The sequence below is a fragment of the Exiguobacterium sibiricum 7-3 genome, assembly GCF_000620865.1.
Classification (GTDB): Bacteria; Bacillota; Bacilli; order Exiguobacteriales; family Exiguobacteriaceae; genus Exiguobacterium_A; species Exiguobacterium_A sibiricum_A.
On record NZ_KK211190.1, the window covers coordinates 342,175 to 356,610 of the forward strand.

Consider the following 14,436-nt stretch of genomic DNA (forward strand, 5'->3'; position numbering starts at 1 on the left):
TCTCCCGCGCAGGACTTTGAATGCTCTATCCCTAATGGAAGGAGAAGGACTTTTTCATGAAGGAGGAAAGGTACATGATCAGTCTTAAAAAATCGTATTATCTGCCGGGTATCTTAATTTTCATTACGATGTACTACCTGTGGATTATTCTTTTGGAGGACCGACCGGCGCTTTTGGCTTGGGGAAGCAATCTGTTCTCGATCATCGGCTGTTTGCTGGCAACGATTCTTCTGTTGCAGGCGCACCGGACGTTCCGTCAACAAGAAGGGCGGTTTTTTCTGTATTTGGCGTTCGGGACGGGGAGTTATCTGATTGCCGAATTGGTTTGGATGTCCTATGAAAATATTTTGCGTATGGATGTCCCCTTTCCAGGCGTGTCGGATGTTTTTTACATCTTACAATCGGTTTGTTTTTTAGCCGCTTTTTTACATTTGATTCGCCGGCACGTCACGAAAAACCGGCTGATCAGTTTTATCTTCGATATTGCCATCGTCATGACGGTCGCCGTCACCTACAGCTGGTTTTTCTTGATTCGTCCCCTGTTCGATACACCGTTTGCGTCACGTGGTGAGGTGATTTTAGCGTTTGCTTATCCGATGTGTGACATCGTGCTTCTGTTTTGTATGATCAGCATTTATTATCTGTTTGAGAAAAAAGAGTGGCGCGAACGGATCCGTTTGTTCCAATTCTTGTTTTTAGGACTTTTACTGCAGGTTATTGCTGACACGATGTTTGTCTATATGACGACCGTCAGTGGCAATGAGGCGGTTCGCTTGATCGATCCGTTATTCATCCTCGGATTATTAATGGTCGGTGTAGCGGGGCATGTCAGCAAATCAGTAAGTGCGAACGAGCCGAGTGACAGACAGCAACGGAGTACGGTGCAACTCGGGAAACTGTTTTTGCCGTATTTGCTCGTCATCGTCCTGTTTTCAACGATGGCCCTGTACGCACGGCGTGACGAAGCCTTGAACGGGTTGATGATTGGCTGCGCGATTACGATTCTGTTGATTTTAATTCGGCAAATTTTGATGATTTTGAGTAATCACGAATTAATAGAAGAAATTCATCATAAGGCAGACGAACTTGAAGAGAGTGAAGAGCGGTATAAGTCATTGTTTACGTATCATCCGGATGCCGTCTACTCGCTGGATCTGAAAGGGCGCATCAAAAGTGCCAATCCGTCCTTTGAAAAACTGACGGAGCAAAGTGCGGACCAGCTGGTCGGCAAATCCTATCAACAGCTGATGGAACAACAAGCAGCGGCTGATGAGGAGATGACGGCGCATCAATTTGAAACGACATTTCGCAAATCGGGCGGGACGGATGTTTTGCTGAACGTAACAAACATTCCGATTCGTGTCCGGGACCGGTTTGTTGGCATCTATGGAATCGGTCAGGATATTACGCGGGTGCGGGAAAATGAATTGAAAATTCGCCGTCTTGCTTATTACGATCATTTGACCGGAGCGATCAACCGAACGTACTTTGAAGAAGTGCTTCATCATTTGGTAGAAGTGGAACAGGACGATGAAACGATCATCTTGTGCTTCATCGATTTGGATGACTTCAAACTCGTTAATGACTCGTTTGGCCACCACGTCGGAGATCAGTTATTGATTCAAGTCGCAAGCCGCTTACAAGAGGTGACAGAGCCGGACGATCTGGTTGCGCGTCAAGGTGGGGATGAATTTACGGTCATTTTGCGTCATGTCGCATCGGAAACGGACGGACGGATCCGGACGACCCGACTGCTCGAACGGTTACGCATGACCTATACGATTGATGAGATTGAACTGATTTCGAACCCAAGTATCGGAGCCGTCGGTTATCAGCGGACAACCGACAAGCCGATCGTGACGTTGTTGAAACAAGCCGATTTAGCGATGTATCAGGCCAAATCAAGCGGCGGGAAATCGATTATCTTCTTTGAAGATATTGCGGAGAAGGCGTCGTACCGATTGCGGCTCGAATCCGAATTGCCGGTTGCGATCGATACGAATCAACTGGTTTTGTATTATCAACCGCAAGTCGATACGGTAACGTACCGGATGGTCGGTGTCGAAGGGTTGATCCGCTGGAATCATCCGGAACTCGGTATGATTGCCCCAAACGATTTCATTCCGATGGCAGAAGAGGCCGGGATGATCATTCGTTTAGGCGAATGGGTGTTACGCGAAGGATTTTTACAGGCGAAGCAGTGGGAAGATGCCGGCTTGACCTTGAAGGTCGGACTGAACGTCTCGATGCAACAGTTCCACCATCCGACGTTTGTCCTGACACTTGTTCGACTTGTCGAAGAGACACAGGTCGATCCGACCAGAATTGATCTTGAAATCACGGAAGTCTCGGCCGTGGAAGATATTGAGGAAACGGTCGAGACGATGAACCGGTTAAAAGAGCTTGGTTTTACGATTTCAATTGACGACTTCGGCACCGGCTATTCTTCCTTGTCCCGACTGGCTGATTTTCCGATTGATACGCTAAAGATTCCACGCGAGTTCGTCGAAAAAATCCAGCCGGCAACAACGGGCTACTCGATGATCTCTTCGATCATCCACTTGGCGAAATCGCTTGAGCTCGAAGTCATCGCGGAAGGAGTCGAGACGCTGGAACAGGTCAATGTCCTCAATCGGTTGGAATGTTCACGGATGCAGGGGTATTACTTCGGTCGTCCGATGCCGCACGAACAGATTCCGGCGTTGTATCAAAAATAGGCAATCCCTTCCGTATTATGCGGAAAGGATTGCCTGTTTTTTTGTTCTCACTTGAGTGTTGTTGAGACCGAAACGCCTTTTTCGAGGACGTCGCGTTTCCCGTTCAGGACGTCACTGGTCAATAATTCAACGGACTCGAGCGGTTGTTCGATGATGAAGCCAAAGTTACCGGTCCGTGTCTCGGACGGCGCGTATGTCGTCGCGAGTGACTCGAGGTAGACATCGTCCCCGATCGTCTTCTCAGTCTTAGCGTCGAGTTTAAAATGGGCAACAGGGTTAAAGGTGACCGGTTCGTCACCTGTATTCGTGATTGTCACACGCGTCTTGACGAGGTCGAAGGATTCGTCATGGGTGAAGCCGTGGAAAAAGTCAATCATCCCGTAACTGGGACGGGCATGGAACACCTTCATTTCTTCAATCTTCATCGTGATTGGTCCGATGGTTCGTGTCACATCAGGACGGACGATTTGTTTTAATGTCAGTTCACCTTTATCGTCGGATACCGATTGGTTGACGGTCGTCAGTTTACGGTCATCTGGTAATTGCGGGTTCGGGACATACGTGGCAGACTTCTCGATCGATACCGGTGTCTCCTGTTTCGGGACCGATTTCTCTGACGACTTTTCTTGTATGGTGTCTGGCGCATTGCCGCAACCCGAAAGAATCGTCCCGAGCATCAAGGCAGCAAGTATCTGTTTCATGGAAAGTCTCCTTATTTCTTCGATTTCAACAGATCGAAGATGATTTTGGCGTGATCCGTATTATCGACTTGACCGGCGAATCGTTCTTTCGCTGGACCAAAGGCATAGACGGGGACATCTTCCCCGGTGTGTCCACCTGTCGTCCAGCCTGTGTGTGAGCGCTGATTGAAGATATCTTCAATCGCATTATCGACGTCTAGTACTTTCTTCGACTCCGCGGCACGTGAAACGGACTGGATTTCGTCTTCCGTCAAGGCGAGTCGATTTTGGTCGATGTACGTCGTCAAGGTTTTCCGGACATCTGCGCCTTCAATGATTTTTGCCGCCATGAAGTCCGGCGTCTTTTTCGCAGCCTTGATCGGCTCGGCGAACCAGTTGTAGATGCCGTCTGCTCCGATCGAGTAACCACCGGTCGAATGGTCGGCTGTTGCGACGACGAGTGTGTGTTTATCTTTTTTCGCAAAAGCGATTGCTGCTTTGAAGGCCCGTTCGAAGTCTTCCATTTCACTCATGGCACCGACGATGTCATTGTCATGACCGGCCCAGTCGATTTGGCTTCCTTCGACCATCAGGAAGAAACCTTTTTTGTTCGAATCAAGACGTTTGATGGCCGAGTTCGTCATCTGTTCGAGAGATGGAACGGTATTCTCGCGATCGATTCGTTTTGGCAATCCTCCGTCCGCGAACAGACCAAGAACTTGTTTGTTCTTATCCGCCTGCATTTGATCAAGATCCGTGACGTAGCTGTAACCGTCTTTCTTAAACGATTTCGTCAAATCGACATCCGGGCGGACAAAGTTCGATTTCCCGCCGCCGAGGAGGACGTCAATCTTGTGTTTGCCATTGACCCGCTCCTTGAAATAATCGTCGGCGATGGCGTTCATGTTCTTGCGATTCTCGTCATGCGCCCCGAACGAGGCCGGCGTCGCATGCGTGATTTCGGATGTCGCGACGAGTCCTGTCGATTTGCCGCGTTGCTTCGCCGCTTCGAGAACAGTTTTGACTTCTGATTTGTCGTTATCGACCGCAATCGCTGCATTATATGTTTTGACACCGGACGACATTGCCGTCGCGGCAGACGCCGAGTCGGTGATGTTTTGCTCCGGGTCTTCCGGATAAGTCATCTGTTGACCGACAAGATATTTATCGAATGCTGTTTTCTCAGCGATTGGCGTCGTTGGATCGTTTTTGAGATAACGGTGAGCAGACGTATACGAGACACCCATCCCGTCTCCAATCAAAAAGATGACGTTCCGGATTTCCGGGGATTTGGATGATTTTGTTTTTGCCTCGGCGTCATCTGTCGAGATCATCGTGCTAAGGGATAATGTCGATAATGCCACAATCGGGATGATTCGTTTCAACTTCATGGATGGTTCCTCCTTCAGGAAAATGAGTACGGTTCAGATCTACAGGACTAACTCTAGCTTTGGACTGTAAAACGAACGTTTGACCGGTGTAAAGTTTTGTTAAGAATCAAAGTTTAAAATTTACGTTGGACAGATGGACGTTAAGTTTGATGAGTAAAAAAGAGTCAGAACGGTAATAAGATAAGAAGTGGTTTTGAAACATTTTCCAGTGACAGATCGTAAAGAAAGATAATCTGTTTGAAGGAGGAATGACGGTGAAGAAGACAAGGTGGATGACGATCGGGCTCCTCACGGCAACGATTGGATTAGCAGGGTGTAATGACCAGACGATAGAAGATGGTCAAGGGGAGAACGGGTCGAAACAGCTTTCGAATACGGAGTTGCTGAAAAAAGCATCGAATGCGCAAGAAGACATTAAATCGTTCCGGATGGAAGGAACGACGGCATCGGATGTTGGCGACATGACGGTGGATCAGAGTGTAACGGTCGATCTGATTCAAGAACCGCTCGCAATGCATCAGACAGTTAATATGAAAAACCCGCAAGATGGAAAAGATCTTCAGGTGGAAAGTTATATCATGGATGATAAGTTGTACCTCTCTCAAAATGATCAGTGGTTTGTTCAGGATGCATCCCAACTCGGTGAGATGATGAATCAGATGAAATCAACCGTCTCAACAGATAAAAACCTGCAATTATTGAAAAAATATAAAGACAGCTGGACAGTTAAAAAGAGCGGTAACGTCTATCAAGTAGATGTGGATTTAAAAGGGGATCAGTTGAAAGCGTTTATGAAGGATTCCCTGGAACAGTCCGGGCAATTTAATCAAATGAAAGAGGTCATGGATCAAATTGAGTATAAAAAGATGGTCTACTCGATGACCTATGACGCAAAAACCTACTATCCAAAAACGATGGATATGGAGATGGAGTTTGCGGTTGACGGGAAAACGGACTTTTCGATGAAAAACGAATCGACGTTCTCGAAATTTAATGAAATTCAGTCGATTGAATTGCCGGCGGAAGCAAAAGATGCCCAGGAATTACCGAGTGCAAATCAATAAGTATCGTAACAGATAAAAAGCAAACGTCTTTTGGGTTCTCCCCGAGAAGGCGTTTGTTGTGATGATTTAATCATTTCTAAACTATTAAAAAATATAAGTTGCGCAATCCTATGCATCTGAAATTAAGTGTTGACAATTATCTGTAAATTCTGAAAAAATAGAAAAGTACATACCGGATTGAAGGAGGGGAAACAGAATGGGTACATCGTTCAGTGATTGGATTGGCACGGTATCCGATTTCGTATGGGGACCGCCGTTGCTTATCTTTTTGGTCGGTACGGGGATTTACTTGACGATACGACTCGGATTCATTCAAATTACGAAGCTTCCGTATGCCCTGAAACTGGCATTCTCGAAGCACCAGGATGATACGTCGGAAGGGGATATCAGTCATTTTCAGGCATTGATGACAGCACTTGCGGCGACGGTCGGTACAGGGAATATCGTCGGCGTCGCAACAGCAGTCGTCCTCGGGGGACCGGGTGCGATTGTCTGGATGTGGTTGTCCGGATTATTTGGAATGGCGACGAAGTATGCCGAGGCGATTCTCGCCGTCAAGTACCGTGTCGTCGATGAGAAAGGACAGATGGCCGGGGGGCCGATGTACTATCTCGAACGGGGGTTGAAACAAAAATGGTTGGGTGTGTTGTTTGCCGCTTTTGCTTCGATTGCCGCCTTTGGAATCGGAAACGGTGTTCAGACAAACTCTGTTGCGCTGGCGATGAAGTCAACGTTCGACGTGCCGTTGTATGTAACCGGAATCGTCTTGATGGTGGCGACGGGGGTCGTCATTCTAGGCGGGGTCAAATCAATCGGCAGAGTCGTCAGTTACTTTGTGCCGTTCATGATTTTCTTTTATGTCGGAAGCGGACTCCTCATCATGGTCATGAACTTTGATCTGATTCCGGGAGCACTCGCGACGATCTTCAGCAGTACGTTCTCGAACGAAGCGATTACGGGTGGTGCCATTGGTGCCGCAATTCGTTACGGGGTCGCCCGTGGGGTCTTTTCGAATGAAGCGGGTCTCGGTTCTGCACCGATTGCAGCAGCCGCTGCGAAGACGGATTTTCCGGGACGTCAGGCGCTCGTCTCGATGACACAGGTGTTTCTGGATACGCTTGTCGTCTGTTCGATGACCGGATTGACGCTTGTTATGGGTGGTCAACTCGATAAAAAGCTGGAAGGGGTCGAATTGACGACAGCCAGCTTTGAAGTCTTCCTTGGACCGGCCGGGAAGTACATCGTGACGATTGGTCTCGTCATGTTTGCCTTCTCAACGGTTCTCGGATGGTCGTATTACGGTGAAAAATCAATTTATTATCTGTTTGGTCAAAAGTCGATTTTACCGTACCGGATTCTGTTTGTGCTCGTCGCGGGACTGGGTGCGATGACGACGAACTTGAACATGGTCTGGGCAATTTCCGACGTCTTCAACGGACTGATGGCCATTCCGAATTTGATTGGTTTGATTGGTTTGTCCGGTGTCGTCATCGCAGAAACACGATTGTTCCGGGAACAGCTGAAACGGGAAGAAGCCGAACGACGAATTTCCTGAAATCACTGATGTTGCAAAAAATCCCGCATTCTCATATAGAGAGTGCGGGATTTCTTTGTTTAAGTCGTTTGATACAGCATGATGGATTCGTAAGGGCGTAATGTTATGTGCCCTGACGTCATTAAGACATCCGGATAGTTCTGAATCAACACCTGATGATCAAGCCACTCGTTCGGTAACGTGAACGAAATTGTCGTGCCGTAAAAGTTCGACAGAACGAGAACCTGTTCGTCGTCGGTCGTCCGTTCGTACGCCCAAAGCGAGAGATCGTCAGGTGTGAGAAGCCGGTAACTTCCGTTCGTCAAGACATCATACTGTTTGCGCAGATGAATCAGCTTTTTGTAATGATAGAAAACAGAGTCCGGGTCGGCGAGCGCCGCTTCGACATTGATTGAGGTATGGTTTTCAGGAACCGGAATCCACGGTGTCGCGGTCGAGAAACCGGCGTTCGGTGAAGCATCCCATTGCATCGGTGTCCGGGCATTATCGCGGGATTTTTGACGGACTGCTGCCAAAATGTCAGCTTCCGTTTGACCGAGCGCCATCTTTTCGGTGTAGGCATTCAGCGTCTCGACATCCCGGTAATCGGTCAGGTCCGTGAAGTCCGGATTCGGTGTTCCGATCTCTTCCCCTTGATAGATGTACGGTGTTCCTTGCAATCCATGTAATGTCGTCGCAAGCATCTTCGCACTTTCTACCCGGTAAACCGTATCGTCACCAAACCGGCTGACGACACGGGGTTGGTCATGGTTACACCAGAAAATCGCATTCCAGGCATTTCCCTGCATCCCGACCTGCCAGTCGGAGATAATCCGTTTCAGCTCCAGGAAATCGAACGGCGCCGCCGTCCATTTCTCCCCGTTCGGATAATCGACTTTTAGATGATGGAAGTTGAACGTCATCTTCAACTCCTGTTCATTTGTACTCGAGTAACGGAGGCAATGATCGAGTGTCGTCGACGACATTTCACCGACGGTCATCAAGTCGTGACCGGCAAAGACACGTTGATTCATCTCCTGCAGGTAGTCATGGACACGTGGACCGTCCGTGTAGTGTTTCCGTCCGTCACCGGTCGGGTCATTCGCAAAACTGTCGTCTTTTGAAATCAAGTTGATGACATCGAGCCGGAAACCGCGGACACCTTTATCACGCCAGAAGCACATCATCTGATAGACGGCTTCCCGGAGTGCCGGGTTTTCCCAGTTGAGATCGGCCTGCGTCTCGTCGAACAGGTGCAGATAGTACTTACCGGCGATGTCGTCAAACGACCAGGCAGGACCTCCGAATTTCGATACCCAATCCGTTGGTTCGTCCCGCCAGATGAAGTAGTTGTGGTAGGGGCTGTCCGGATGTCGTCCTTTCTGAAACCAGTCATGGTCCGTCGAACAGTGATTGACGACGATATCCATCATGACGGATAACTGGCGTTTATCCGCTTCCGCAATCAATTCGTCAAAGTCTGCCATCGTGCCGTAAGACGGATCAATCGCATAATAGTCACTGACATCATAACCGTTGTCGCGTTGCGGTGACGCATAGACCGGCGTCAGCCAAAGGTAATCGACGCCGAGCTCCGCCAGGTAATCGAGTTTCGCGGTCACGCCGCGCAGGGTGCCGGTCGGTTTGCCTTCCGGACTGTAAAAACTTTTCGGATAGATTTGATAGACGGCGGATTTACGCCAGTCGGTTGTAATAAGGTTCATATCAGGTCACACCTTTCTAAAAACGGTTATGCGGCCTCTTTGAGTGCCGCTTTCCGGGCGCGTTTCGTTGAGACATAATGGAACAGGAACGTACAGACAATCGGAACGATAATTGCGATAACCATTCCGATGATGAACGACAGAATCGATCCCGGAACGATCGAGATGAATGCCGGAAGACCGCCGACACCAATCGCCGGTGCGAGCACACCGCTGACGGCGATGAAGGAAGACGCAATCGCTGATCCGACAAGTGCCGCGTAAAACGGATACTTGAACCGGAGATTGACGCCGAACATGGCGGGTTCGGTGATGCCGAAGTAAGCCGAGATGGCCGAAGTCGAGGCCATGTTTTTATCATTGAAATTTTTCGCGAGGAACAACATCGCAAGTGTCGCTGATCCTTGGGCGATGTTTGAAATCGCAATCATCGGCCAGATGAATGTCGTCCCGCTTTGTCCGATCAATTGTAAGTCGACAGCGATGAACATATGGTGCATCCCTGTGATGACAAGTGGGGCATAAAGGGCACCAAAAAGTAACGCGCCGAGTAAGGGAACGGCTTCAAACGTGTTGACGACGCCGATTGTAATCCAGTCCCCGATTTGACGGGTGACCGGTCCGATGACGGCAAGTGCCAGAAAACCGGTTAAGGTAATCGTTGTAATCGGGACGACCAACAACTGAATCGCATTCGGGACACGATCTTTGAGCCACCGTTCGATTGTACTTAAGACGTAAGCGGCCGCGAGGACCGGTAAAATCTGTCCCTGATAGCCGACTTTTTCAATTTCAAATAAGCCGAGGATATTGAATGTCGGAATATCCCCTTTTAGTGCACTTTGACCGTAATTCCAAGCATTCAGAAGATCCGGGTGCACGAGCATCAGACCCATGACGATTCCGAGGATTTCACTGCCACCAAAGCGTTTCGTGGCGGACCAGCCGACCAGTGCCGGCAGGAAGACGAAGGCCGTGTTAGCCATCATGTTGATCAAATCCCATAAGCCTTGCAGGTTCGGATACCGTTCGATCATCGTCTTGCCGCCAAACTCGATGCCGAACAGATTGTTGATTCCCATTAACAGTCCGGCGACGATAATGGCCGGGATGATTGGCATGAAGACATCGGAAAAGATTTTAATCAATTTTTGGAACGGATTCATCTTGGAGGCGCCGGACGATTTAACGTCGGCGATCGTCGTTGCTTGTAAGCCGGTCAATTGAATGAACTCGGCGTACACACGGTCGACGTCACCTGCGCCGATTACGATTTGATAGACACCCGCATTGAGGAAAGCTCCTTTGACGAGCGGGACTTCGAGCAATGCTTCCTGCTCGACCAGACTTTGATCCTTTAATGTCAAGCGGAGGCGGGTGACACAATGGGCTGCCTGCTCAACGTTGTCTTTACCACCGATTCGTTCGATGATCTGTTCTGCAATTTGCCGGTAGTTGGGTTTCATCTCACATTCTCCTTTATGGATTAAACTGAGGACTCATTTGAAATGAAAACGTTTTCTTATATGCGCACACTCATCTTAACTTATCTATATAAGTTAAGTCAACAACTTATATAGATAAGTTTGAGGCCGCTTTAATTATAAAAAAAGACCAGCCCGGAAGCTGGTCTTCAAGAAGAACCGATTATGTTAGAGTCCGACTTATTTTTTCAGGAAGATTGCAACGCCTCAAAGACGAGATGGGACTGCTTCACATCCAAGTACTGGCATTCATATTCGATCAGACCATTATCCAGTTCAATCGCCTGGAGCGGTCGGACTGGAATCGACTGCTGATTCAAAATCAAGACGAGTTCGATCCCTTCATGAACAGGCAAATGCAGCGGTGAATAGAAGGAAACACCATGCATCGTTCCTTTGGAGACCGTGATGTTTGTTCGACCAACATGGATATCCTGTCCGTTCAGTCGTTGAATCGTAATCGAGGCATCGACCGTCCGTTTGCTGGTCGGAGCAGTCATCGCTTCCGTCGCCGCAATCTGTCGTTCTCGCATCGCGCGTTCAAAATGTACTTTTGGTAACGGTTTACTGAATAAGTACCCTTGGATGGTCGTACATTCCAGTCCTCTTAGGAAATGGAGTTGCCCCATCGTCTCGACACCTTCTGCGACGACACCCATGCCGAATTCCTTTGCCATGAAGAGGATACTCCGGACAACGGATTGTGTTTTTTTATCCTGGACCAATGTCGTCGCGAACTGTCGGTCAATCTTAATCGTATCAATCGGATACTGTTGTAGATAAGAAATCGAGGAATACCCCTTTCCGAAATCATCTAAGGCAATCTTGATCCCCATTTGACTCAGCATTTGAAGCGATTGTTGGATTTTACTGTTATCAAACAAGACATCAGTCTCGAGAATCTCGATTTCAAGCATGCTTGGTGAAACTCCGAAGCGTTGGAGTGTCTCTTGGCAGGTCTCGGCAAAGTTTCCATGGATCAATCGTTTCGGAGAGACATTGATCGAAATCGGAACAATCGGTAAGTCGGCAAGAATCCATTGATTGATGTTCCGGCATGTTTCTTCGAGCACCCAGTCGGCAATCAGGATATGCATCTCACTTTCTTCAGACAAAGGGATGAAGTCGTTTGGCGGAATCCGTCCCCAGTCCGGATGCTGCCAACGAATCAGGGCTTCCGCTCCGACGATTGTTCCGGACCAGGCATTGACCTTTGGCTGGTATTCGAGAAACAGTTCGTTGCGTCGGATAGCGGTCCGAATACTTTTTTGAAGCTCATGGCGCCGGTATGTCTCGATATTGAAGGTCGACGAATAGACGCTGTAGTCATTGACACGGGCTCGTCCGAGAGCGATGCTCGCCGCCTTGACAAGTTCTTCCGCCGAATCGGCATCTTCCGGGAACCGGCTTACACCGATTCCGATGGCCGGATACCATTCGTAAGAATCGATGACGATTTTTTGTTTGGATAGCTCAAGCAATTGTTCGCAGATTTTGTTGATCGAACATTCCGAGACGACGTTCGGGAACAGGACGATGTATTCGTCACCGTACAGATGACCGAAGTAAGAAGCGCCTGGAAGTTGGTGTAAGAGTTGGGTCGCCGTTTTCGACAGCCATTTATCGCCGATCGCATAACCGAAATCATGATTGATGTCCTGGAGCGTATTGTAACTGACCGTCAGGACACTGAACGTCGGATACGTCTTGATCCATTGCGCGATTTTCTCGAGGACGAGCGTCCGGTTCGGCAGACCGGTCACGCGGTCATGCATGGCCAGCTGAAAGATTTTCTCTTCCTGCTGTTTTAACTGGGTGATGTCTTGAATGACACTTTGAAAGGCGGAGACGATACCGTCTGTGTTGCAGATCGGCGTCCGGTTTTCTAATACCCAATACAATATTCCGTCGTGTTGGATCCGGTATGAAAGTTCGATTTCATGGTTGGCGAGGATACGCTGGTGACTCGCTTCAACTTTCGAACGGTCTTCTTCCAAAATCAAATCCGTTTCCCAGATTCCTTCCGTGGCTTCATAGTGGTGAAGGATGCCGGAAAAAATCTTCTCAAAGCCGCGTGTATGGAAAATGATTGTCTTTTCCATAAAATCGTAACGGTAGATGGCACTGGTCGAGACTTGTTGGAACGTCAGTAACTTTTCCTTTTCATCATGAAGCTGTTTATCAAGCGATTTGTGTTCTGATAAGTTGTAGATGACACACGTCAACTCTGCGTGCTCTTGAGAGTCAGTCTGACGGAACGCACACCGGCAAAAGACATCTTGAAAACCATATTGCGGATGCAGGACACGGGTTTCAATATCAAGCGAAGGCAGAAGACGATTGGCTTTTAGTAAATCGAGATACTCCCGAAATTCTTGCTGATAGGCAGGATCGATTCGTTGAAACAGTTCTTGTTTAGACAATGCCTTGATTTGGTCCGGTGAAACACCAAACAGTTCGGCGAACGAATCGGACGCACGTAACAAACAGCCGTCTTCATTAAAAGCGGCAATGGCGATACCGGGAAGCGTCTCGACCAATTGTTGATCAAATTGAATCGCGTCCATCTGCTGTTTCATCACACGGTTGGCCGTTAAATCACGCGCAATCCCGTAAGCGCCGACGATCAAATCGTTTGAAAAGATCGGGATGTTGACGATTTGCATCTCAAGATACTGTCCGTTCGCGTGACGGACACGTATGGTATAGGTTTGGCTGCTCCCGGACATGACTTTCTGGAACTGTTGAAGTGTTGGCCCTTGATCCTCCGGATGAATGAAAAAACTGAAATGATTCATTAAATCACGTCTGGTATAACCGAGCAGGGAAGAGGTTTTATCATTTAGACGCGTAACGCGTCCTAATATGTCGAGTGTATAAATCGCATCCGGATGGTTTTCCATGAAATGTTCATCAATGGTGGATACGTCCTGACTACGTTTTAGTAGGGTCTGTAATCCTTTCTTAAATGGCAATGGCAAAACCTCCAGTTAAAAAATATAAAAAGAAACCTAAAATTTGGTTTACATTTTTATAATATAACATTCAAATGGAAGAATGAACGATTCCTGAAAAAAAAACAAAAAAGGACTCTGAGTTTAGAGTCCTTAGCGTCGAGCAATATCCGTAAACTGAAACTTATCGAGCCGGTGCCGCGACTGCGTCCGTTCAAAATGCTGTCCCTCATAATAATACGTATCATTCGTGATGACGATGACATGAGAGGTGCCTTCTAAATCCAGGTACTGTTTATCTTCTGCGGTCGCGGGTTGCGCCTCGATTTTTCGTTTAGCATAACTGATCTGCCGTCCGAGTGTCTGTTCGATGTACGCATAGATCGACGCGCCGGCAATTTCTCTCGTTAGACCGGGGACGAGGGACGTCACGAACAGGTTGATATCAAAGATGACCCGTTCGCCGTCAATCGACCGGACGCGTTTGACCCGTGTGAGTGACGTACCGGGTGTGACATGGAACAAGTGAGCAAGTTCCTCGGTCGCTTCAATCAGCTCACAGGAGATGACATCGGTTTGGACGTCATGTTCGCCCATTTGCCGGTGGGCTTCAGAAAAGCTGACGATACCGTTGAATTGAAAGGCAATCGCATCCTGACTGAGTACGAAAACACCTTTTCCCTGGTGTTTGCGGACGAAGCCCTTGTCCTGTAACGCATCGATTGCTTTGCGGACCGTTCCGCGGCTGGCACCGAATTCCTGCATCAGTTCCGTTTCGGAAGGAAGTTTGGTTTCGGCCGGTAACGTCCCGTCCTGAATATGGTCGACCAATTGTTGATAAATCTGAAGATATTTTGGCATCATTGTTTCCGTCCTTTATCCAAAGTG

9 protein-coding genes are annotated in these 14,436 nt (G+C 48.3%); 3 read left to right on the plus strand and 6 right to left on the minus strand.

Going from position 1 to position 14,436, the window contains the following annotated elements; all coding sequences use genetic code 11:
- Nucleotides 1–74: 74 nt before the first annotated feature.
- Nucleotides 75–2,717: a putative bifunctional diguanylate cyclase/phosphodiesterase gene (locus P402_RS0102810; protein WP_026827322.1), complete on the plus strand. Its 2,643-nt coding sequence runs from the start codon at nucleotides 75–77 to the stop codon at nucleotides 2,715–2,717.
- A gap of 47 nt (nucleotides 2,718–2,764) precedes the next feature.
- On the opposite strand, the gene P402_RS0102815 is transcribed toward P402_RS0102810, so the two are convergent.
- Complete coding sequence (locus P402_RS0102815) at nucleotides 2,765–3,418, minus strand: DUF4352 domain-containing protein (protein ID WP_026827323.1); 654 nt, start codon at nucleotides 3,416–3,418, stop codon at nucleotides 2,765–2,767.
- An 11-nt stretch (nucleotides 3,419–3,429) separates the two neighbouring features.
- Nucleotides 3,430–4,788 carry an alkaline phosphatase gene (locus P402_RS0102820; RefSeq protein WP_034769633.1) on the minus strand — a complete coding sequence of 453 codons (1,359 nt, stop codon included), beginning with the start codon at nucleotides 4,786–4,788 and terminating at the stop codon, nucleotides 3,430–3,432.
- 248 nt (nucleotides 4,789–5,036) lie between these two features.
- Here P402_RS0102820 and P402_RS0102825 point away from each other — a divergent pair, with 248 nt between their 5' ends.
- Both P402_RS0102825 and P402_RS0102830 read left to right on the plus strand, forming a co-directional pair.
- A complete protein-coding gene (locus tag P402_RS0102825) occupies nucleotides 5,037–5,852 on the plus strand; it encodes a DUF6612 family protein (RefSeq protein ID WP_235188807.1) in 816 nt (271 codons plus the stop codon).
- Nucleotides 5,853–6,048: 196 nt separating this feature from the next.
- A complete protein-coding gene (locus P402_RS0102830; protein ID WP_026827326.1) occupies nucleotides 6,049–7,407 on the plus strand; it encodes an alanine/glycine:cation symporter family protein in 1,359 nt (452 codons plus the stop codon).
- Nucleotides 7,408–7,466: 59 nt separating this feature from the next.
- Here P402_RS0102830 and treC read toward each other — a convergent pair whose 3' ends face one another.
- The 4 genes from treC to treR form a co-directional block, all read right to left on the minus strand.
- The gene (gene treC / locus P402_RS0102835; protein ID WP_026827327.1) at nucleotides 7,467–9,110 is read right to left on the minus strand and encodes an alpha,alpha-phosphotrehalase; all 1,644 of its coding nucleotides are present in this window, start codon (nucleotides 9,108–9,110) and stop codon (nucleotides 7,467–7,469) included.
- 26 nt (nucleotides 9,111–9,136) lie between these two features.
- Nucleotides 9,137–10,576 carry a PTS system trehalose-specific EIIBC component gene (gene treP, locus P402_RS0102840; protein WP_026827328.1) on the minus strand — a complete coding sequence of 480 codons (1,440 nt, stop codon included), beginning with the start codon at nucleotides 10,574–10,576 and terminating at the stop codon, nucleotides 9,137–9,139.
- Between the two features lie 206 nt (nucleotides 10,577–10,782).
- Entirely contained in the window at nucleotides 10,783–13,497 is a 2,715-nt protein-coding gene (locus P402_RS0102845) for a sensor domain-containing protein (protein ID WP_235188808.1), read from the minus strand.
- Between the two features lie 204 nt (nucleotides 13,498–13,701).
- Entirely contained in the window at nucleotides 13,702–14,412 is a 711-nt protein-coding gene (gene treR / locus P402_RS0102850) for a trehalose operon repressor (RefSeq protein ID WP_026827330.1), read from the minus strand.
- Nucleotides 14,413–14,436 lie beyond the last annotated feature (24 nt).

Coding starts and splice junctions, on each gene's coding strand:
- P402_RS0102845 (WP_235188808.1), bottom strand. CDS start 13,497: ATGGAAAACCATCCGGATGCGATTTATACACTCGACATATTAGGACGC.
- treR (WP_026827330.1), bottom strand. CDS start 14,412: ATGATGCCAAAATATCTTCAGATTTATCAACAATTGGTCGACCATATT.
- P402_RS0102820 (WP_034769633.1), bottom strand. CDS start 4,788: ATGAAGTTGAAACGAATCATCCCGATTGTGGCATTATCGACATTATCC.
- P402_RS0102815 (WP_026827323.1), bottom strand. CDS start 3,418: ATGAAACAGATACTTGCTGCCTTGATGCTCGGGACGATTCTTTCGGGT.
- treC (WP_026827327.1), bottom strand. CDS start 9,110: ATGAACCTTATTACAACCGACTGGCGTAAATCCGCCGTCTATCAAATC.
- treP (WP_026827328.1), bottom strand. CDS start 10,576: ATGAAACCCAACTACCGGCAAATTGCAGAACAGATCATCGAACGAATC.
- P402_RS0102810 (WP_026827322.1), top strand. CDS start 75: ATGATCAGTCTTAAAAAATCGTATTATCTGCCGGGTATCTTAATTTTC.
- P402_RS0102830 (WP_026827326.1), top strand. CDS start 6,049: ATGGGTACATCGTTCAGTGATTGGATTGGCACGGTATCCGATTTCGTA.
- P402_RS0102825 (WP_235188807.1), top strand. CDS start 5,037: ATGACGGTGAAGAAGACAAGGTGGATGACGATCGGGCTCCTCACGGCA.